The 20,433-nt window shown below is 54.2% G+C and carries 14 protein-coding genes; 10 read left to right on the top strand and 4 right to left on the bottom strand.

Going from position 1 to position 20,433, the window contains the following annotated elements; genetic code table 11:
• The first annotated feature begins 215 nt into the window (after positions 1-215).
• From AC0QHF_RS17765 to AC0QHF_RS17745, 5 genes are all read left to right on the top strand, one after another.
• Positions 216-2,144 carry a GTPase family protein gene (locus tag AC0QHF_RS17765; RefSeq protein WP_324705571.1) on the top strand — a complete coding sequence of 643 codons (1,929 nt, stop codon included), beginning with the start codon at positions 216-218 and terminating at the stop codon, positions 2,142-2,144.
• A 218-nt stretch (positions 2,145-2,362) separates the two neighbouring features.
• Positions 2,363-3,424: an alpha/beta hydrolase family protein gene (locus tag AC0QHF_RS17760; RefSeq protein ID WP_324705570.1), complete on the top strand. Its 1,062-nt coding sequence runs from the start codon at positions 2,363-2,365 to the stop codon at positions 3,422-3,424.
• 601 nt (positions 3,425-4,025) lie between these two features.
• Entirely contained in the window at positions 4,026-4,268 is a 243-nt protein-coding gene (locus tag AC0QHF_RS17755) for an HNH endonuclease (RefSeq protein ID WP_324705569.1), read from the top strand.
• 235 nt (positions 4,269-4,503) lie between these two features.
• Positions 4,504-5,181: a ribonuclease III gene (gene rnc / locus AC0QHF_RS17750; RefSeq protein WP_324705568.1), complete on the top strand. Its 678-nt coding sequence runs from the start codon at positions 4,504-4,506 to the stop codon at positions 5,179-5,181.
• Between the two features lie 618 nt (positions 5,182-5,799).
• Positions 5,800-7,428 (top strand): NAD(P)H-quinone oxidoreductase subunit 4, encoded by a 1,629-nt coding sequence (locus AC0QHF_RS17745; RefSeq protein WP_324705567.1) that lies wholly within the window; start codon positions 5,800-5,802, stop codon positions 7,426-7,428.
• 262 nt (positions 7,429-7,690) lie between these two features.
• Here AC0QHF_RS17745 and AC0QHF_RS17740 read toward each other — a convergent pair whose 3' ends face one another.
• From AC0QHF_RS17740 to AC0QHF_RS17730, 3 genes are all read right to left on the bottom strand, one after another.
• Positions 7,691-9,061 carry a UDP-glucose dehydrogenase family protein gene (locus tag AC0QHF_RS17740; RefSeq protein WP_324705566.1) on the bottom strand — a complete coding sequence of 457 codons (1,371 nt, stop codon included), beginning with the start codon at positions 9,059-9,061 and terminating at the stop codon, positions 7,691-7,693.
• Between the two features lie 293 nt (positions 9,062-9,354).
• Positions 9,355-10,290: a UDP-glucuronic acid decarboxylase family protein gene (locus AC0QHF_RS17735; protein WP_324705565.1), complete on the bottom strand. Its 936-nt coding sequence runs from the start codon at positions 10,288-10,290 to the stop codon at positions 9,355-9,357.
• A gap of 394 nt (positions 10,291-10,684) precedes the next feature.
• Positions 10,685-13,309, bottom strand: a complete 2,625-nt coding sequence (locus AC0QHF_RS17730) for a M1 family metallopeptidase (RefSeq protein ID WP_324705564.1) — start codon at positions 13,307-13,309, stop codon at positions 10,685-10,687.
• Positions 13,310-13,457: 148 nt separating this feature from the next.
• Here AC0QHF_RS17730 and AC0QHF_RS17725 point away from each other — a divergent pair, with 148 nt between their 5' ends.
• Positions 13,458-13,694, top strand: coding sequence for a hypothetical protein (locus AC0QHF_RS17725; RefSeq protein WP_324705563.1), 237 nt, complete (start codon positions 13,458-13,460; stop codon positions 13,692-13,694).
• Positions 13,695-13,819: 125 nt separating this feature from the next.
• A complete protein-coding gene (locus AC0QHF_RS17720) occupies positions 13,820-14,986 on the top strand; it encodes a pyridoxal phosphate-dependent aminotransferase (RefSeq protein WP_324705562.1) in 1,167 nt (388 codons plus the stop codon).
• 91 nt (positions 14,987-15,077) lie between these two features.
• Here AC0QHF_RS17720 and AC0QHF_RS17715 read toward each other — a convergent pair whose 3' ends face one another.
• On the bottom strand, positions 15,078-15,374 hold the full coding sequence (locus AC0QHF_RS17715; protein WP_324705561.1) for an acylphosphatase: 297 nt from the start codon (positions 15,372-15,374) through the stop codon (positions 15,078-15,080).
• 153 nt (positions 15,375-15,527) lie between these two features.
• On the opposite strand from AC0QHF_RS17715, the gene AC0QHF_RS17710 reads away from it, so the two are divergent.
• The 3 genes from AC0QHF_RS17710 (at position 15,528) to AC0QHF_RS17700 (ending at position 20,189) form a co-directional block, all read left to right on the top strand.
• Positions 15,528-16,907 (top strand): HEAT repeat domain-containing protein, encoded by a 1,380-nt coding sequence (locus AC0QHF_RS17710; RefSeq protein WP_324705560.1) that lies wholly within the window; start codon positions 15,528-15,530, stop codon positions 16,905-16,907.
• Positions 16,908-17,083: 176 nt separating this feature from the next.
• Positions 17,084-19,699 (top strand): cyanophycin synthetase, encoded by a 2,616-nt coding sequence (gene cphA / locus AC0QHF_RS17705; RefSeq protein WP_324705559.1) that lies wholly within the window; start codon positions 17,084-17,086, stop codon positions 19,697-19,699.
• 133 nt (positions 19,700-19,832) lie between these two features.
• Positions 19,833-20,189, top strand: coding sequence for a hypothetical protein (locus tag AC0QHF_RS17700; protein WP_324705558.1), 357 nt, complete (start codon positions 19,833-19,835; stop codon positions 20,187-20,189).
• Positions 20,190-20,433: the final 244 nt, after the last annotated feature.

The following is a 20,433-nucleotide window of genomic DNA, read 5'->3' as shown; positions in this document are numbered from 1 at the left end:
AAAGTCTCCCTTCTTAAGGGAGATAATGGTGGATTACAACGATGTTCGTTCTACCCCGCAATCTCTGAGATCCCCCCAGCCCCCCTTAATAAGGGGGGAGAATTGATTCAAAGTCCCCCTTCTTAAGGGGGATTTAGGGGGATCGGAAACCATCCTAGCAGCATTTATAGTATAATCGATCGCAACCCAGACGGCCGCCGGAGGAACATCCAAACATGGTCAATTTAAAATCTTGGCAATGGGTAATTTTAGCTAGTCCGATCGCCGCGATCGCCACCTTTTTGCTGATCGCCGCCGGAACCCAAATTCACGACTGGGGAATTAACTGGATTTGGGGCATCGTTACCCTGGTTTTACTCGGGTGGCGGTGGCTGCTGGTGAAGTGGACAAAACCCGCCATTACTCAAGTCGAAGAAGCGGTGGCGGAAGCCAACGAAAATTTTGAGTTTGGCGAACAGATGGAAGCAGCCAACGGGGGAAGCGAAGCCCTCAAACAGGCTGAAATTGCCATCCGAGAAATCCTGCAAGAATCGCGAACCGATCCGCCCTTTTGGGAAGATTGGGTCAAATTTTGGGAACGGTGTCGGGACGTGGTAATTGCGATCGCCAACATTTACCATCCCGAGGTTAAATATCCCCTCCTTGATATCTACGTTCCCCAGGCTTACGGGTTAATTCGGGGTACTGTAGACGACCTCGATCGCTGGATGCAAGAGCTCTCCCCGGCGTTAAATCAGGTGACGGTGGGACAGGCGTATCAGGCTTACGAAGTCTATCAAAAACTCGAACCCTCCGCCCGAAAATTATGGCAAGTTTGGAATTGGGCACTTTGGCTATTAAACCCGGCGGCGGCGGCGGCGAAGTTGGTGAGTCAGAAGTCCGGCAACCAAGCCACCCAAGAATTATTGGTTAATTTGGGGCAGATGATGCGGGAAGTTGCCCTGCGGAATTTGTCCCGACAGGCGATCGCACTCTACGGCGGAGAGGAAATTCCCCTCGAAACCCTCGCCACCCCCGAGGAGACGCTGCCACAGGCAAAAACTCAGACGCTACAGCAAATTCTGGAAACAGCCGAACCCGCCAAAAAAGTGGAACAAAAACCCCTCAGCATCCTGTTGGTGGGGCGAACCGGATCGGGAAAAAGCAGTTTAATTAATACTTTATTTCGGGCCGATCGCGCCGAAGTTGACGTACTCCCCAGCACCGATCGCATTCAAAATTATCAGTGGCGGACACCCACCGGAGAAGCCCTGAATTTGTGGGATACTCCCGGTTACGAACAGGTGCACCGGGGCGACTTGCGGGAATTGGTTTTAACTGAAGCAAATACGGCAGATTTATTGTTATTAATCACCCCCGCCCTCGATCCGGCATTGCAGATGGATCGGGATTTTCTCAAGGACATGAAAATCGAAGTTCCGGAGTTGAAAACTATCGCGATCGTCACCCAAGTCGATCGCCTGCGTCCGGTGCGCGAGTGGAACCCGCCCTACCATTGGGAAACGGGAGATAAACCCAAAGAAAAGGCGATCCGGGAGGCGACGGCATATCGCGCCGAACGGTTGGGAGAATTTTGCGATCGCGTTTTACCCCTGGTGACGAGCGATAATAAAACGAATCGAAACGCCTGGAATTCCGATATTTTATCGATGATTTTAATCGAGGTGATGGAACCGACAAAACAGTTGCGCCTCGCCCGATTTTTGCGCGATCGCGATGCCCGCATCCAGGCCTCAGCAAAAATCATCGATCGCTACACCCGCCAAATGGCAACCACCCAAGGACTCACCGCATTATTAAAAAGTCCGGTTCTCAAGTTCGTTTCCACCCTCACCACCGGAAATCCCACCCTCGCCTATCTCCTCGCTGAACAGATTCCCGTGGAACAGCTTCCCGTCGCGATCGGCAAGTTACAGATGGCTTACGATCTGTTTACTTTGTTGGGTAGCGATCGCGCCAAATCCAACAATTTTGACTTACTCGCCCTCTGGCCGTTATTATTAGAAAATCCCGACACTCCCGATCGCAATGCCTGGGCGTTCGGACACGCTTTGGTTGAGTATTGGACGCAAAATTTGACCGTGGAACAGTTGCGGAAGCGGTTTGAATATTATCTGACTGAGATTCTGGAAAAAGGGAGATAAAGGGAGAAAATTAACCACAGAGGCACAGAGGACACAGAGGAGTTAACCGTCATCCGAATCAATTCCTCCTGTTGTAAAATTTTGGCGCTTGACATTTATTAAAAAATGTGATATACAATCGCCAAGTATTCTCCAAATCCCGTTGTTGGGCTTGAGCCACCTCAGTGGCGCCCAAGCGCAACAACAAAGGCTCATTCCCAAGCGTTTTTTAACTCACCATGAAACCAGTAGTATCCACCCATTCTAGCATCCTCTCTGGTGTCGCGATCGCCCTCTCCTTCGGACTCTCAGAAATGCCCGCGATCGCATTCGTTCCGGAACCCAAATACACGCAAATTGAAACCTATTCCACCGAAATTCCGGACGGCGAAGGAAACACCGATCCGACGGATATTTACTATCCCGTCTTGAGCGATTCAGAAGCACTTCCCATCGCCCTATTTTTACAGGGTGCTTTGGTGGATAAAGCCGACTATGCCAATTATGCCAGCCTCGTCGCCCGGTACGGATTTATCGTCGTCGTCCCCAATAACGAACGTAGCGTTTTTAACCCCGTCACCGAAGAAGTTTTGACGGGATTATTGCCAGAACCCCGGCAGGTGAACGACACGTTAAACTATTTTAACGAACAGAATTCCAACCCCGCTTTTCCCCTCGCCGGTATCGTCGATACGGATACTTTGGGATTGTTGGGACACTCGCTGGGTGGATTCATCGGATTATCAATCATTCAAAATATCTGTCCTCCGATTAGCTGTCCGGCTGAATTTACCCGCCCCGAAGCGGTAAAGGCGGGAATATTTTTCGGTGCCAATTTCCGACTATCCCCAGCTACGGACTTTTTCCCTCCGGTGAATAACGACGGCATTCCCACCGCTTTAATTCAGGGCGATCGCGATAGCGTCGGGTTGCCGAGTTCCGCCGAAGCCACCTATTTGCAAATCCAAGATCCGCCGAAGGCGTTGATAACAGTTTTAGGGGCGAACCATTACGGTATCACGAACGAAGATAACCCGATTCGCGACCCCAATTCCCCCACTTTAGATCAGGCGATCGCCTTGGGTACCATCGCCCGCTGGAGTGCCCTATTTTTACGCGCCCACTTACTCGACGACGCGGACGCATTCGGCTATATTTACAATAGCGGGGATGCCTCGGATGAGAATGTCACAGTCGTCAGCGAACGGCAAACCGTTCCCGAACCGGCGGCGACTTTCACGCTATTGATATTTGGAATAATCGGCGGTTTTGTACTCAAGCGGCGATCGCCCTTATCCTAGCTTCACCTTTCGGTTGGTTCGCCCCCCGATCGCGGCAAAGGTGCGATCGGGGGGGTAGAATAATACTCATTTTGTTGCCCAGACGGGGTTTCAGCCTCTGTCGAGACTGAAAAATGTGGGAGTTTCAAAATTTATCGTCTATGACCCTGACAAAACAAATTGCCTGTGCTAGGCTGAAGTTACGAATATCAAATTCGGTATTCGTCTCATGGATACTACCTTCGATTCTCAGGTGAATGCATATCTAGATATTCTGGTCTGGCATTTGCTTGAAAGCTGATTCCTGAAGTTACTGAAATCCTTGCTTAACGGGACTTCCCGGAAAAGCGTCTCTCGGAGCCTACAATGGCTGAAATGCAGTCATAGCAAAAAATTTAGGCTTCTTATAGGATGTTTGGTTTACAAATCAGCTCTGAGTCTGGGGTGATTTCTTCCAGTCACTTGCTAGTTCAGCATATGTAGATATGCATTGATCTGGGAGTTGCAGGTAGTATTTTTGAGACGTTGACCGTTCTACACAAAGGAGAGTCCATAGCTAATGCTTGTGGAAGCCCTTTGTATGCTTGATATTCCTGTACAAATTTAGTATGGGAGTTCAATAATGAACACCAAACAAAAGAAAAAGAAAAAACAGCAACTTCTTGATGAGTATGGTGCGTGCTGCTGGTGGTGTCGTCGTGATGTACCCTCCAAACAGCTTACAATTGACCACATTAAGCCCAAAAGCAAAGGTGGTTCTGATTCTTTAGAAAATTTACGTCTTGCTTGTCGTAAATGTAATTTGAAGCGTGGCAATAGTCTTTTTCCACCGCCCAGCCTCAGTTCTGGGTTGGTTCTCAACTAATATCAGATCCGGTTTTTTGACCGCAAAACCTCCCCAATCATCTTCAGATGATTTTGGCTGTTAGCTTGGGAATTGATTCCCAAGCGGTTTGGATATCCAACCCGTTTTGTCCCGAGCATTCGACCGGATTTGATATAAATAGGTTGCCGCCATTCTTATTCAATCCCCCTAATCTCTATTGTTGACAGGGATTTAGGGGGACGAATGAACACCAAGTACATCACTCAAAAACATCATGCAAAAACTTTTGATTTTCAACAATCCTAAATTACTCCGTCAAGCCTTGACGCACCGCTCTTACATCAACGAAAATCCGGGAGAAACAGAGGATAACGAACGATTAGAATTTCTCGGCGATGCCATTCTTACATTTATCAGTGGGGAGTATCTATATCGAACTCACCCGGAAATGGGAGAAGACGAAATGACTCGTCGGCGTTCGGCTCTGGTGGATGAAAAACAGCTCGCTCGATTCGCTCTTGAAATTGAATTGGACTTCAAACTTCGTCTCGGGCAAGGCGTTATCAAACAAGGTGGATATCAAAATCCAAATTTACTGAGTAGTGCCTTTGAAGCTGTTGTCGGGGCGTACTATTTAGACCACAATCGAGATGTTGAAACCCTACGTCCCTTGCTCGAAGAGTTGTTTGAGTCTGTTCCCGCAGATCTGTTTGTCGTTCGTTCGTCAATTGATTCAAAAAATAAGCTGCAAGAATTTTCGCAAGCCCGGGGTACGATTCCAAACTACGTCACGGAACAGATCGGCGGAAAAGATCACGCTCCCGAGTTCGTATCAAGGGTTTATTTGGACGAAAAACTGTATGGCGAAGGCCGAGGGCTTCGCAAAAAAGAAGCGGAGAAAGAAGCTGCAAATGATGCTTTAGTTAGATTAAAGAAAAGTGGATTAATCTGACAATCACTTACTGACAATCACCCGCCAAGCGACAAACAGGATAAAAGACAGATAGCCGAAAACCGCCAGCCAGTCCAACAACTCGCTGGGAATCACAAACGGTTGGTCATACATCGCATTAAAATCCGATTCATCGATCCATATTGTAGGACTGTAGGGGCGCAAGGCTTGCGCCCCATCTATATAATGTGGAGCCACATCCCCCATCCCCACGAACCGAGGGCTGCGGGTCTAGCCCCCCGCCCCCAACTAAGTATAAGTTCTGATAAGTATAAATAACGATCGCGATTAAGAATCTTGAGCCTTTATACCTAGCCGCTCCGCGATCGCGATGTTACGATAGATTAAGACAAATGGTTTTTTGTAAACCATAGATTTGTAACGATGGATTGCCGCGATGACTCGTCCCCTTACCTCTGAGATCGACCTCCCACCCATAACCCCCCGCCACCGGGGGACGCCCAGAGATGGGATTCGGGAAAAGGGCGATCGCTGTATTTCCCTCACAGCAAGCATCCCCGACATTTTGCTTAATTTTTCTGCAAAATAGTTAACAAAACTTTACTCATTCCCTATAATGGGTTGTACGCACTAAGTATTTTTTCTTACTCACTGACCATGAGCAGTCAAATTCCCTGGCTAACAACAATCATCCTGTTCCCGCTACTGGCATCCCTGGCCATTCCCTTCCTTCCAGACCGGGAAGGCCGCACGATTCGCTGGTACGCCCTCGCAGTCGGCTTGACAGACTTCGTTCTCACCGTTTTCTGCTTCTGGAACCACTACAGCCTGGACATTTCGACATTCCAACTGGCTGAAACCTACGCTTGGGTTCCCCAGTTGGGGCTCAACTGGTCAGTGGCAGTCGATGGCCTGTCCATGCCCCTGATCGTGCTCACGGGGTTTGTGAACACCCTGGCTATTTTAGCGTCGTGGCGAGTCACCAAAAAGCCACGACTCTTTTATTTCCTCTTATTAGTGCTCTACGCGGCCCAAATCGGCGTCTTCGCGGCCCAGGATCTCCTCCTCTTCTTCTTAATGTGGGAGCTGGAACTGGTCCCGGTCTACATCCTCATCTCCATCTGGGGCGGACCCAAGCGCCTCTATGCGGCCACCAAATTCATCCTCTACACCGCCCTCGGTTCCATCTTCATCCTCGTTGCCGCCCTGGCGATGGCCTTCTACGGTGGCATCCCCAGCTTTGACATCACCACCCTCGCCCACAAGCACTATCCCCTGGCCCTGGAACTCTTCCTCTACGCCGGATTCCTGATCGCCTTCGCCGTCAAACTGCCCATCTTCCCCCTGCACACCTGGCTGCCCGACGCCCACAGCGAAGCGTCCGCCCCCGTCTCCATGATTCTCGCCGGCGTGCTGCTGAAAATGGGAGGCTACGGCCTGATCCGCATGAACATGGAAATGCTGCCCAACGCCCACCTGTACTTCGCCCCGGTTCTGGCAATTTTGGGAGTCGTCAACATCGTCTACGGCGCCCTGAGTGCCTTCGGACAAGACAACCTCAAGCGCCGTCTCGCCTGTTCCTCCATCTCCCACATGGGCTTCGTCCTGATCGGAATCGCCTCCCTGACGGAACTCGGACTCAACGGCGCCGTCCTGCAAATGATTTCCCACGGTCTGATTGCCGCGATGCTGTTCTTCCTGGCGGGAGTCACCTACGATCGCACCCACACCCTGGCAATGGAGAAACTCGGCGGTATGGCCAAAGATATGCCCAAAGTGTTCGCCCTGTTCACCGCCGGATCGATGGCCTCCCTGGCCCTGCCCGGAATGAGCGGTTTCGTCGGAGAACTGACCATCTTCTTGGGTGTCACCACCAGCGACGTCTACAGCTCCAGCTTTAAGATTGTGGTCATCGCCCTGGCTGCGGTGGGCCTGATTCTCACCCCCATCTACCTGCTGAACCTGCTGCGGGTGGTGTTCTACGGCCAAAACAGCGGCGGGTTCAAAATCGAGGACTACCTCGGCGATGCCAAACCCCGGGAAGTAATCGTCGCCACCTGCCTGCTGCTGCCGATTATCGGAATCGGACTCTATCCCAAGGTCGCGACCCAAACCTACGACGTCAAGACCGTGGAAGTCGCTTCTCAAGTGCGTGAAATCTTCCCCGTCTTCGCCCAGCAACAGCGCGGTTCGGTCCTCTACTCCGGCGGTTTCGTAGCCCCGGAAATCACCCCAGACGCCGAAGCCCAAGCTCTACTGAAAGCCGGTGGAGACATGAACGCCTAATCGCCGGTCTGGCTTCAAAAAATAGACAACAGAAAAGACGGAAAGGAGTGTGGTCATCTCCCTTCCGTCTTTTTTTATCGTAGATCCCCCCCCAGCCCCCCCTTTATAAGGGGGGGAGAATAAAGTCCCCCTTTTCTAGGGAGCAATCGTAGATCCCCCCCCAGCCCCCCCTTTATAAGGGGGGGAGAATAAAGTCCCCCTTTTCTAGGGATAATCCGAATCAAAGTCCCCCTTTTTAAGGGGGATTTAGGGGGATCGTCTATTAATGTCCGATTCCCACATATTGGAAGCCGGCCTCTTCGAGTTGTTGGCGATCGAGGAAGTTCCGACCGTCGATGATGATCGGGGTGTGCATGGATTTGACCATCTTGGCGTAGTTGAGGGTTGAGAATTGTTGCCAGTCCGTCACCAACACCAAAGCATCGCAACCGTCGGCCATCAGTTCCGGGTCGGTTTCCACCATCACGTTGGACAGGCCATGCCGCATTCCGCTTTGGGAAATGATCGGGTCGTAGGCTTTCACCCGGGCGCCGAGGCGGTTAAGTTGTTCGATCAGGTTCAGGGCCGGGGCGTCCCTCATGTCGTCGGTGTCGGGTTTGAAGGTCAACCCCAGCAGGCCGACGGTTTTGCCCTTGAGGATCTTGAGCACCTGCTGCAATTTCTCGATCGCGATCACCCGCTGTTGGTTGTTGACTTCGACGGCGGCCTTGAGCAGTTTGGCGTCGTAGTTGTAATCGTCGGCGGTGTGGATCAGGGCCGAGACATCTTTGGGGAAGCACGAACCCCCCCAGCCGATGCCGGCCTGCAGGAACTTGTTGCCGATGCGGGAGTCGAGGCCGATGCCGCTGGCAACCTGCTTCACGTCCGCCCCGACGCGATCGCAGATATTGGCGATTTCGTTGATGAAGCTGATCTTGGTGGCCAGGAAAGAGTTGGCCGCATATTTCACCATTTCCGCCGAACTCAAATCGGTGATCACCACCGGGACGGGGGGCAGGTCGGGTTCGTCCGCGAACTTGCGAACGACAATGGGTTGGTAGAGTTGCTGCATCAGATCCAGGGCTTTTTTGCTGTTGCTCCCCAACACGATGCGATCGGGATTGAAGGTGTCAAAAATCGCCGAACCTTCCCGCAGAAATTCCGGGTTGCTCACCACGTCGAACTCCGGTTCGGGACTTCCCGAGGTTCCCTGTTCTTTTTGGCGCTCAGAAAAGCCGTCGAGGACGATCATCCGCACCCAGTCTCCGGAACCGATGGGGACGGTGGACTTGTTGACCACCACTTTGTAGCCCGAACTGGCCGTCAAATTGGCGCCGATTCCCCGGGCCACCGCTTCGACATAACGGGTGTCGCTTTCTCCCGTCGGCAGCGGGGGGGTTCCCACCGCGATGAATAAAATCTCCCCGTGCTCGACGCCGGCCGTCAGGTCGGAGGTAAACGACAATTTGCCCGCTTCCGCCGAGGATTTCATCAATTCCGAGAGTCCGGGTTCGTAAATCGGGGACTGTCCCGACTTCATCAATTTCACCTTCTCTTCGTTGTTGTCCACGCAGATCACGTCGTGACCCGAATGGGCCAAACAAACTCCGGTGACTAAACCGACATATCCAGTACCAATGACGCAGACACGCATAAAAACGTCCTCAAATAATTGACACAACAGGAGTTATTCGTGGGTTGGGAGAGTAAGTCAGCGAGCGATCGCCCCGAGTTTTTCGGATTCATCCCGGACTGGTGAGCCATTCGCCCGCGTGCAGAAACCTTTCGGCCGGTGTTCCCAAACGCTGCTCCAGATGTCGGAACCTCTGAAAGTCACCTGTCCCCATCCGGGGCGGGAGGTTCGCGCCGTTCACCCCGTCGGCTATTCGGGGTCGCACCCTATTGAATCTTCGGCACACCTTGCAGCGTCGAAACGTTTGACTTTCTCTAGCTGGGACGGACCACTCGTTTCTGAAAATCCTCGATAGTGAACTTGAGTCCTTCATCCAACGGAATGGTTGGCTCCCAGTCCAAATACGTTTTAGCACGGGTGATATCCGGTTGTCGCTGTTTCGGATCGTCCTGGGGCAAAGGTTTGAATTGAATCTCCGCCTTGGGATTCACCCGCTTTTGAATTTTTTGGGCCAATTCTAAAATCGTATATTCCCCGGGGTTTCCCAAATTGACCGGGCCGATCATATCCCCGTTCATCAGGCGGATCAACCCTTCCACCAGATCGGAGACGTAGCAAAAACTCCGGGTTTGGGAACCGTCCCCGTACACCGTGAGGGGAGTTCCTTTCAGGGCTTGGACGATAAAATTGCTCACCACGCGACCGTCATTTTCCAACATCCGAGGTCCGTAGGTGTTGAAAATCCGCGCCACTCGGATGTCCACTCCATTTTGTCGGTGGTAGTCGAAGCAGAGCGTTTCTGCCACCCGTTTGCCTTCGTCGTAACAACTCCGAATCCCGATGGGGTTAACGTTGCCCCGGTACTCTTCCGGTTGGGGATGTACGCTCGGGTCGCCGTACACCTCGGAAGTGGAAGCCAACAGAATCCGGGCATTGACTCGTTTGGCCAACCCCAACATATTCAGGGTTCCCATCACGTTAGTTTTGATGGTTTTGACCGGATTGAACTGGTAGTGGACGGGGGATGCCGGACAAGCGAGATGATAAATCTGGTCGGCCTCCAGGCGGATCGGCTCGGTAATGTCATGGCGGATCAGTTCAAAGAAGGGATTGTCGAACCACCGCAGCAGATTGTGCTTGTGTCCGGTATAAAAGTTATCCAGGCACAGCACATCGTGTTTCTGCTCCATCAAGCGATCGATGAGGTGGGAACCGATGAAACCCGCGCCACCCGTGACTAGGATTCTCATTATTTAACTTGCCGCATAATCGTGGGGAATCCAATCTGAGCCAGATTCTGGAGCTTGGCCGGCGACGGGGGAAAGAATACACCCGAACACTGCGACAACCCCCTCAAGCCAACGCGCCATTTTCTGCTTCAGGTTGATAATTCCATCCTATAAAACTCTGGTCTCGTTACCAACTCCTCCAGATTCGCCCAACTCCCTCATCATAGCCTTTTTGAGGGGTTTCTATACTTTTTGTTAAGTTTCGCGATCGAGTTTGAACCGGGCCGTGGAGGGGACTCGGGGGACATCGATGATTCCGCCCCTCGGCCAGAGCTTTCGGGAAGTCCCACCGGCGGTGGGACCGCTCCCGTTCCCCACAGGTCGCCCCCACAGAAACCCGGTTTCTGCCCCACTTTTACTTGGCTTTCGCTTCCAAGTTTTCCAGGCGGCTTTTCAGTTCTTGATTCTCCTTTTTAATCTTGTCGAGTTCCCGCCGCAACTGCCCGATCGCCTTGTCCGATCCGACGTTCTTTTGCACCTTTTGGACGGCCTCTTCCGCCCGCCGGCGAACCCGTCCGTCCAGGGTGTGTTCCGCCAAGTCACTCAAAACCGCGATCGCCTTCGGGGTTTCCATCTGACTCAGGGCACTGACGACGGAAACTTGGGTGAGGAAGAAATCCTCTTTTGCCAGTTCTTCGAGTCGCTGGAGAATGCGTTCGAGGTTGATATTATTCTGCCCCGTCGAAATGCGGCCTAACCCCGAAATGGCGTTCAACCGCAAAGCTTGCGGCACGCCCATCGCGGTATATTTAAAAATCAAATTGAGGGCGGTTTCCGAGGTTTTCATCTGGCTCAAACCCACGATCGCACCCGATCGCACCACTTCATTCCAACCGGCCCGTTCTTCGAGTACCCTTTCCAACAAAGCGATCGCGTCGGTTTCCGCCGGTTCGTCTTCGATATTTCCGGCGGCAATTTTGGCGATCGCTTTCACCGCTGCCGCCTCCACGAGATAGCTGGGATCGCCATTTTCCACCAGCGGTTTCAACGCCCCATAACTCTCGGGGGTGCGAATCTCCGCCAGGGCATTCACCACCGCCCGCCGGACTCGGTGATCTATATCGTTCAACCCGGCAACCAGCCCGTCAAAGGCCCCATCGAGTTTGACTTTCACCAACTGTTTCGCCACCTCCAAACGGACTCCCCAGAAGGGTTCATCGGTGAGGGCTTCACTCAGGGCTTTTGCCGATTCCAAATTGCCTTTTTTCGCCAAGGCTTCGGCGGCATAGATGCGAGAAATCGGGTCCGGATCAAACTTGAGTTGAGCCTTCAATTCCGCCACCGGATAGTCCAGGGTGACGGTTTTGAGGATATGATTTCCCGCGTCGAAACTGACGAATTTGGGCTTTTCTTCCAGGGGCAGATAGAAACTCTGTTCGCGATCGCTGACCCGGAGCGTCACCGTTTTCACTTCCACTTCGGTCGATTTCTTTTTAGATTTACCCTTGCCTTTCTTTTCGGATGCATAGCCAAAACCGACGGGAATCTTCAGGTCGAACAAGTTGCTTTCACTCAACTTGTCGCTCTCTTTGGCTTGGGTCTGTTTGACCGTGAGTTTGGCGATTTTGCTGTCCCCGTCCCAGGAGTAGGAAACCTTGTATTTTGGATGTCCGCCCCGGTAAACAAATTGGTCGAACAGGAACAGCAAATTCCGCCCGGTCGCCTTTTCGATCGCCCGCAATAAATCCACCGTTTCGACCGTCCTATGGGCGTTGTCGTTGACAAACGTATGAATCGCTTTAAAAAACAATTCGTCCCCCAATTCTGCCCGGATCATGTGGTAGACGCAGGCGGCTTTTTCGTACAAATGGCGATCGTACAGTTCGATCGCTTCCCTGTAAATATGGGTGACGATGGGGCGGCTGTAGCGGGACGCATCCTCGGAAAAATAGCTGCGGGCCTCGTTGAGTCGGTAATAAGCCGCATCGTCCGCCCCATATTCGCGGTTCGTCCACAAAACCTCCGAATAGGTCGCCATCCCTTCTTTAATCCAGGCGTGGGACCAGTGGCCGATCACCAGCAAATCCCCGAACCACTGGTGGGCGAGTTCGTGGGCGACGAGGCTTTCCGTATTGCGGTTGTCGAGGGCGGCCCGTTCGTCCAACAGACAGCGTGAGGTGAGGAGGGTGGTGGAGGTATTTTCCATCCCGCCAAAAATGAAGTCATCGACGCAGACTTGGGCATATTTAGGATAGGGATAATTATACCCGAAGGTTTGGGAGAAAAACTCGATCATTTCCGGGGTTTTTCCCATGCTGCGGCGGGCATCATCCCCCCGGTCTTTTTCCGCATAATAAACGACGGGGATCTCGTTCCACTTGTCCTCGATCGCGGCAAATTTACCCACCGCCAAGGTAATCAAATAGCTGGGGTGTACCTGTTTTTGCAGCCAGTGATAAATTTTGTCCTCCCCTTTGCTGTCCGCGGCGATCAGTTCGCCGTTGGAAATCGCCAGAAAATCCTGGGGAACCCGCACGCGAACTTCCGAGGTCGCCAGTTGTCCGGGATAGTCGAAACAGGGGAACCAGAAGCGGGAATCTTCGTCTTCGCCCTGGGTCCAAACTTGGGTGGGTTTGTCGGGATAGTGGCGGTCTGGGCCGACAAAGTAAAGCCCCCGCTGGGGGTTATCGACGGAATAATCGATCGCGATTTTTAGCGTTTTATCGGCGGCGGTGGGTTTGTTGAGGTAGAGTTTTAATTCCTCGCCGTCGTGGTCGAATTCCACCTCATGCTTGCCGATTTTGACGCGGCTGATTTCCAGATCGACGGCATCCAGTGTCAGGGTTTCGATGCCGTCCCGGACGGGGTTGAGAGTAATCGTACAGGTGCCTTGGAAGCGGCGATCGGGTATGTTTAAAACCAGATCCAGAAAAATGTGTTCCACCTGGCCGGGGCGGTCGGGGTTATAGTGGGGACGGGCGCCCGGCAACTCGAAGGATTTGGATTCGGTTTTGTCGGAATCAAAAATAGAATACAACATTAATGACTGTATCGAAGGAAAGTCTGACATTTGAGCGTTTACCTGTTCAGAGAATAAAGGAATTGGAGCCATTTTTCCAGATTCTTTACGCCGTCCAAATGCAACAGAATTGCCGGCGTAGATCTGGCGCCCCAGTTGAGATGGTTGGTTGGATGGACAGATTCACCCCGGAAAGGTCACAAATTCAGGTCGGTCGCGGGGAAGCGTCGGGTTCGGAGTCACTCGCCTGAGTTTCGTCAATCGGCGATCGCAAATGGGTCGGATACGGCTCGATCGCCCCCCCAAAATTGTACCCGATCGCGATCGCCCGACTCGATGGTTCGACCGGTATTTTTTTAAGGGGCGATCGAAAACTCCGGCTTTTAATTCCGCCTGGGAGGGTTGACACAAAAGTTTATTTGTGGTATGAAACGCGCATCCGAAATGTCATCATTGCCGGACAATAGGGTTGCGAACCGTCATCGCCCCCCCTAAAATCTAAAGTTCAAAACCACAAAGCGAGAGATTGAGATGAAGCTGGCAGCACGTGTAGAGCAGGTTCCCCAATCCGTCACCCTGGCGATATCAGCCAAAGCCAAAGCGATGAAAGCCGAGGGACTCGACGTTCTCAACTTCAGCGTGGGCGAACCGGATTTCGACACGCCCCCCCACATCGTGGCTGCCGCTCAAAAGGCCTTGGACGAAGGAAAGACCCGCTACGGTCCAGCCGCCGGGGAACCGAAACTGCGGGAACTGATCGCCCGCACCCTGACCGAAGAAGTGGGCGTCAACTACAGCGCCGAAAATATCATCGTCACCAACGGCGGCAAACATTCCCTGTACAGCTTGATGATGGCAACGATCGAGCCGGGAGATGAAGTGATTATACCCTCTCCGTACTGGTTGAGCTACCCGGAAATGGTGAAACTCGCCTCCGGGACACCGGTCATAGTCCCCACCGACGCGAGCACCGAGTACAAAATCACGCCGGAACTGCTGCGGGAGGCCATCACCCCCAAAACCAAACTCTTCGTCCTCAACTCCCCCTCAAACCCCACCGGAATGGTCTACACCCCCGACGAAATTCGCGCCCTGGCCGAAGTGGTGGTGGAATCGGGAATTTACGTCGTCTCCGACGAGATTTATTCCAAAATACTCTACGAAGGGGCCCAACACCTCAGCATCGCCGCGGCCAAACCCGGAAGCGACAAACAGACCCTGATTAGTAGCGGTTTCGCCAAATCCTTCGCCATGACGGGGTGGCGTCTGGGATACCTGGCCGGGGACAAAACCATCATCGGGGCCATGACCCGCATCCAAAGTCACAGCACCTCCAATGTCTGTACCTTTTCACAATACGGGGCGATCGCGGCTTTGGAAGGGTCCCTCGACTGCGTGGAAGAAATGCGGCTGGCCTTCGCCAAACGCCGGGAGGTGATGTACGAATTGCTCAGTGCCGTCCCCGGCATCCAGTGCGTCAAACCCTACGGGGCATTTTATATGTACGTCAACATCGGAAAAACCCACCTCGGTTCCGTCGATTTTTGCAGTGCCCTGTTGGAAGAAAAACAGATGGCCGCAGTCCCCGGCAAAGCCTTCGGAACCGACGACCACATCCGCCTCTCCTACGCCACCGACCTGAAAACCATCGAAACGGGAGTCAAACGCCTGGAAGAATTCGTCGCCTCCAAACTGTAGGGAATAATTAAAAATTAATAATTAACAATTAATAATTATTAATTCATGTCCTGCCCCCACTCCCGACTGCCGACTCCCGATTCCCTAACTTTCAATGGTGGTGGATTTCAAATCCTTGCAGTCCTTCGGGGGTTTCGCAATGCACGTCCACTCCCGTGGGTTGGGCCGATCGCGGGCCTTGGTAACACCAGCGGATCATCCCCTCCACCTGGGCTTCGGTTCCCTCAAACACGGCTTCAACCCGGCCGTCGGGGCGGTTTTTCACCCACCCCGCGACGCCTCGGCGGGTGGCTTCCTCGCGGGTCGAAAAGCGGAATCCCACGCCCTGCACCCGTCCCGAAATCAGGATGCGAACGCGGATTGTCGGAGAGGTGGTGCGATCGGACATCGGAGCGGATGATGGGAGGTGGACAGCGGGCAAACCCGTAGCCGGAGAAGGTTTCGGCCTTTTACCTGGAGTTTTCGTGTGAACGAATCGCCCGTCGCTATATACTGTATCAAAAATTGGGAGATGGTTATGGACCCGGTTAGTCTAGTTATTATGTTTATTATCGGCGCCCTGGCAAGCTTGGGCGGCAGTTATGTGTTTTGGGAGCGGCGCGTCGCCGAGCAAAAAGAACAGTACGAGCGACAAATCCGCGAACAGGCCGAAGCCCTAGAAAAAGCCCACCAAGCCCGAATTCAGGAAACCGTGCAATCTCTGCGACAAGATTACGAACGCCAACTGCGCCAACAGGCCGAAACCGCGCAACAGGATTATCAAACCCAACTGGCCGCGGCCGGCGAATCCCTCAAACAGCACTACGAGGCCCAAATTCACGAACTCAGCGGCAAGCTGGAGAACCGCGAGGATCAACTGCAAGAGGCCAACGAAACCTTGAAAGCCTACGAACAACAGTTGGGCAATTTGCGGGAGGAGTTGACCGGACGCCAACTGCAGATAGAGCAAGTGGAGCGCTCCCTGACGGACTACGAGACGCAACTGCAACAGGTGACGCAGGAGTTGGAAACCAGCCAAACCCACGTCACCGAAATGAGTCGGGCCCTCACCGAGTACGAGATGCGCCTGCAACAGATGTCCCAGGGGTTGGCCGGGAGCCACGATCGCGCCGAGCAGATGGCCGAGTCGATGGCCGAGTACGATCGCCACTTGCAAAACTTGGATGCGGAGGTTCGCACCACTGAAGATGACGTCAGAGCCGGCTTACAGGCCCTCCAACAGCAGAGTCAGGAAGAATTGGAAAAAATCCGCCTAGACCTGCAACAAGCCCAGGAAACGCAAATTCAAAGCGCCGTGGACAACCTGGAGGAGCAATATAACCATGAGATCCGACAGGGGACCGAGGATCTGGTGCGATCGATGGAGGTGCAGACGGAGGAGATGATCGAATCCCTGCACGAGCGCCTGGACCTGATCCCCGACTTGCTGGCCGAGGCTGAACAGGCGGCGGAAGCTTTGTCCGGGGAGGAAGGGGAGACGGAAACCCCCCCGGAAGCGTCAGAAGAGAAAGAAATCGACGCGATCGCCCGGGCCGGACAATTCAACAATCTAGCTGCCATACCCAACCTGGGAAGCCACCTGCGCGACTCCCAACCCTCAGTCCGCGCCCGCCTCGCGGCCACCTTGGGACAACTGGCCGAAACCCACGGCGCCCGCCCCGAATTGCAGCAAACCATTCCCACCCTCACCCAACTGAGCCGCGATCCCGATCCGACGGTACGCCAAGAGGCAATTTCCGCCCTCGGAAAGATCCGGAGCGATCGCGTCATCCCTATACTGCAACAGGCGCTGCGGGATGCCAATCCGGCGGTGGTGAAGACGGCCAGTGCCGCGATCGAGAAATTCAAGTTTTATCCCCAACCGCCCCAGCAACCCAAACCGAAGCCGTCCGTGTTCCAAAAAAAGCCGGAAAATAAATAAGGGTGTGGGGTGTAGGGTGTAGGGTGTGGGGTGTGCTCGGTGGGGAGAAAAGAGAACTTTCTTAACTCCTTGCTTCTGACTCCTCACTCCGATACCTCCGCCCCCATCGGGGAATCTCAAATCTAAAATTCCCCACTCCCCATGTTTATCGATGTTTCCAAGTCAGAGGAGGTGCAATGAAAATCTTAAAAACTCAAACCCTCAGAGGGCCGAACTACTGGAGCATCGACTATCAGAACTTGATTTTGATCTACCTCGATCTCGAAGACATAGACGATCGCTTCACCGACGAAATCCCCGACTTTTACGAAGGATTGGTCGATGCCCTCCCCAGCCTCAAAGAACCCGACGACGTCGCCACCTACCGCGAAGACTTCCTGCGGCGGGTCAAAAAAGGGACTTTGATAGGAACCGTCGTCGAGCACGTTGCCCTGGAATTGCAGAATTTAATCGGAATGCCGGTGTGCTTCGGGCGCACCCGCGCCGCCACCCAAAAGGGCGTGTATCGGGTGCTGTTTGAATATCAGATCCCCGAAGCGGGCCGCTACGCCGCCCGAGCCGCCGTCCGCCTATGCCACGGACTCATCGATCGCGGGTACTACCCCCCCTCGGAACTCGCCAAAGATCTCGACGACCTACGGGAAATCTGGACGGAAAACCGCCTCGGCCCCACCACGGAAGCCATCATCGCCGAAGCCCAACGCCGCGGCATCCCCTGGCGGGAACTGCCCTCCCGCTACGTCATCCAACTCGGCTACGGCAAAAACCAGCGCCGCATCCAGGCCTCCCAAACCGACGGCACCAGTATTTTGGGCATCGAATACGCCGGGGACAAAGAAGGCACGAAAGCCCTGCTGCGGGAAGCCAACATTCCCGTCCCCCGGGGCGAGGTGATCTACCGGGCACGGGAACTCGACGAGGCCGTTAACGCCGTGGGGGGATTTCCGGTGGTGATCAAACCCCTCGACGGCAACCACGGCCGGGGCATCACCCTCGACATTCAAAGTTGGCGGGATGCCGAAGAAGCCTACGATCGCGCTAAAGCCGAGTCTAAATTCGGGGGCGTGATCGTCGAGCGCTTCCACGAAGGCAATGACTACCGGGTGCTCGTCATCGATGGAAAAGTCGTCGCCGTCGCCCAGCGAATCCCCGCCCACGTCGTCGGGGACGGGCGATCGACCATTCGAGAACTGGTAGAAGAAACCAACCGCGACCCCCGCCGGGGCAGCGGCCACGAAAATGTCCTCACCCGCATCGACATCGACGGCCGGGCCGAAGAGATCTTGGCGGCTCAAAACCTGCGCCTCGAGAGCGTACCCGACGACGGGGAAATCTGCTACCTCCGCGCCACCGCCAACCTCAGTACCGGCGGCATCGCCATCGATCGCACCGACGACATTCACCCCGAAAACCGCTGGCTGGCTGAACGGGCCGCCAAACTGGTGGGATTGGATGTCGCCGGCATCGACATCACCGCCACCGACATCGGCAAACCCCTGCGGGACATCGACGGGGCGATCGTGGAAGTCAACGCCGCCCCCGGACTGCGGATGCACCTGCAACCCAGCCAGGGACAACCCCGGGACGTCACCGGACCGATCCTGGATTTGCTCTATCCCCACGGATCTCAATCCAGCCGCGTCCCCATCGTCGCCATCACCGGAACCAACGGCAAGACGACCACCACCCGCCTCACCGCCCACATTTTCCGCCAAACCCAACAGACCATCGGCTACACCACCACTGACGGAACCTATATCGGCGACTTTTTGGCCGAAGCCGGGGACAACACCGGACCCCAGAGCGCCCAACTGATCCTCGGCGACCCCACCGTAGATGTGGCCGTGCTCGAATGCGCCCGGGGGGGAATTTTGCGATCGGGATTGGGCTTCAACTCCTGCGATGTCGGGGTGGTGCTCAACGTCTCGGACGACCACCTGGGACTGCACGACATCAACACCGTTGAGGATATGGCCTACGTCAAGAGCGTCGTTGCCGAGTCCGCCCACCGGGACGGCTACGCGGTGCTCAATGCCGACGATCGCCTGGTGGCGGACATGGCGAAGCGGGTGAAGGGGAAAGTTGCCTATTTTTCCATGCAACCGGACAACCCCATCGTGCTCGAACACGTTGACAACGGTGGGATCGCGGCCGTTTACGAAGAGGGTTATTTGTCCCTGTTGCGGGGGGGCGAACCGAGTATCCGCGTCGAGCAGATGGCGAACGTGCCGCTGACGTTGGGGGGCCGGGCGCCGTTCATGATCGCCAATGTGCTGGCGGCGAGTCTGGCGGCTTACGTCGGCGGGGTGAGTGTCGCTGAGATCAGCACTGCTTTGCGGACGTTCAAGGCATCGGTGGAGCAGACGCCGGGGCGGATGAATTTGATCCCGGTGGATTCGTTCCACGTCCTGTTGGACTACGCCCACAACCCCGCCAGCTACCGGGCGATCGCCGATTTTGTCAATCATTGGACCGGGGGCGATCGCATCGGGGTGATCGGGGCGCCGGGCGACCGCCGCAACGAGGATTTTGTGCACCTGGGGCGGCTCTCGGCGGCGATGTTCGACCGCATTATCGTCAAGGAAGATGACGACACCCGGGGCCGCGATCGCGGCGAGGTGGCCGATTATATTTACGAGGGCATCCGGGAGGAAAAACCGGACGGCAATTGCCAGGTGATCCTCGACGAAACCCGGGCGATTGAAACCGCCCTGAAGGAGGCGACACCGGGATGTTTGGTGGTCATCCTCCCCGAAAGTGTCAAGCGGGCGATCGCGCTGATCGAATCCTGATCCCATATCCGAAAAACCGGGTTTCTGAACTTGAGAAACCCGGTTTCCCCATTCCCCCGACTTCTCTCCAAAGAAAGAGGAAAATGAGCTTAATATTTCTTAAAGTGAAGGGGAGGATCGAGGATTTAATCATATGATTTCGTTGCCAAAGTTACTGCAATTTTTCCGCAATACATTTGCAATTGCCCTGACCGTCGCATTCGTCGCGATTCAGGGATTCGGGATGGCTCCGGCTCACGCCCTTTCCAGGGGCGACAATATGGCGACGCTACAAAATGGCGATCGCATCGCCGCCATCGCCGAGTGTCTCCCCGACGAACTGAGCGACGCCGATTTGAGTCGCGCACTCGGGGAAATGGGAAATGACCAAATGGAGCGGGCATTTAACCTCACCGAAGATCCGGATTTGAGCGAGGCCGAAATCGAATTTCAAAAGTGTTTGAAGCGCAATGGAATTGAGCCTCAAACTCCGGTGGAAACTCAATCCTAAACTCGATTTTAATTTTCAATCCAACTGAATGTGAGATAGCCGTCGAGGTTGTCTCACATTTTGAGTTGGGGATGGATGGCGCCGTGCGCGGGGAATGGGGAATGGGGAATCGGGTGAGGGAAATCAGCAAGAATTGGGGTTTCCAGGTTTCCGGCCCGATTGCAACTGTCATATCAAGTCCGTTTGAATACTTACACAATCGTTCGAGAAAAGGCAATCGGCAAGAGGCAATCGGCAAAAGTTT

The sequence above is a fragment of the Lyngbya sp. CCY1209 genome (assembly GCF_055795065.1).
This window is presented reverse-complemented; position numbering and strand designations above follow the sequence as displayed.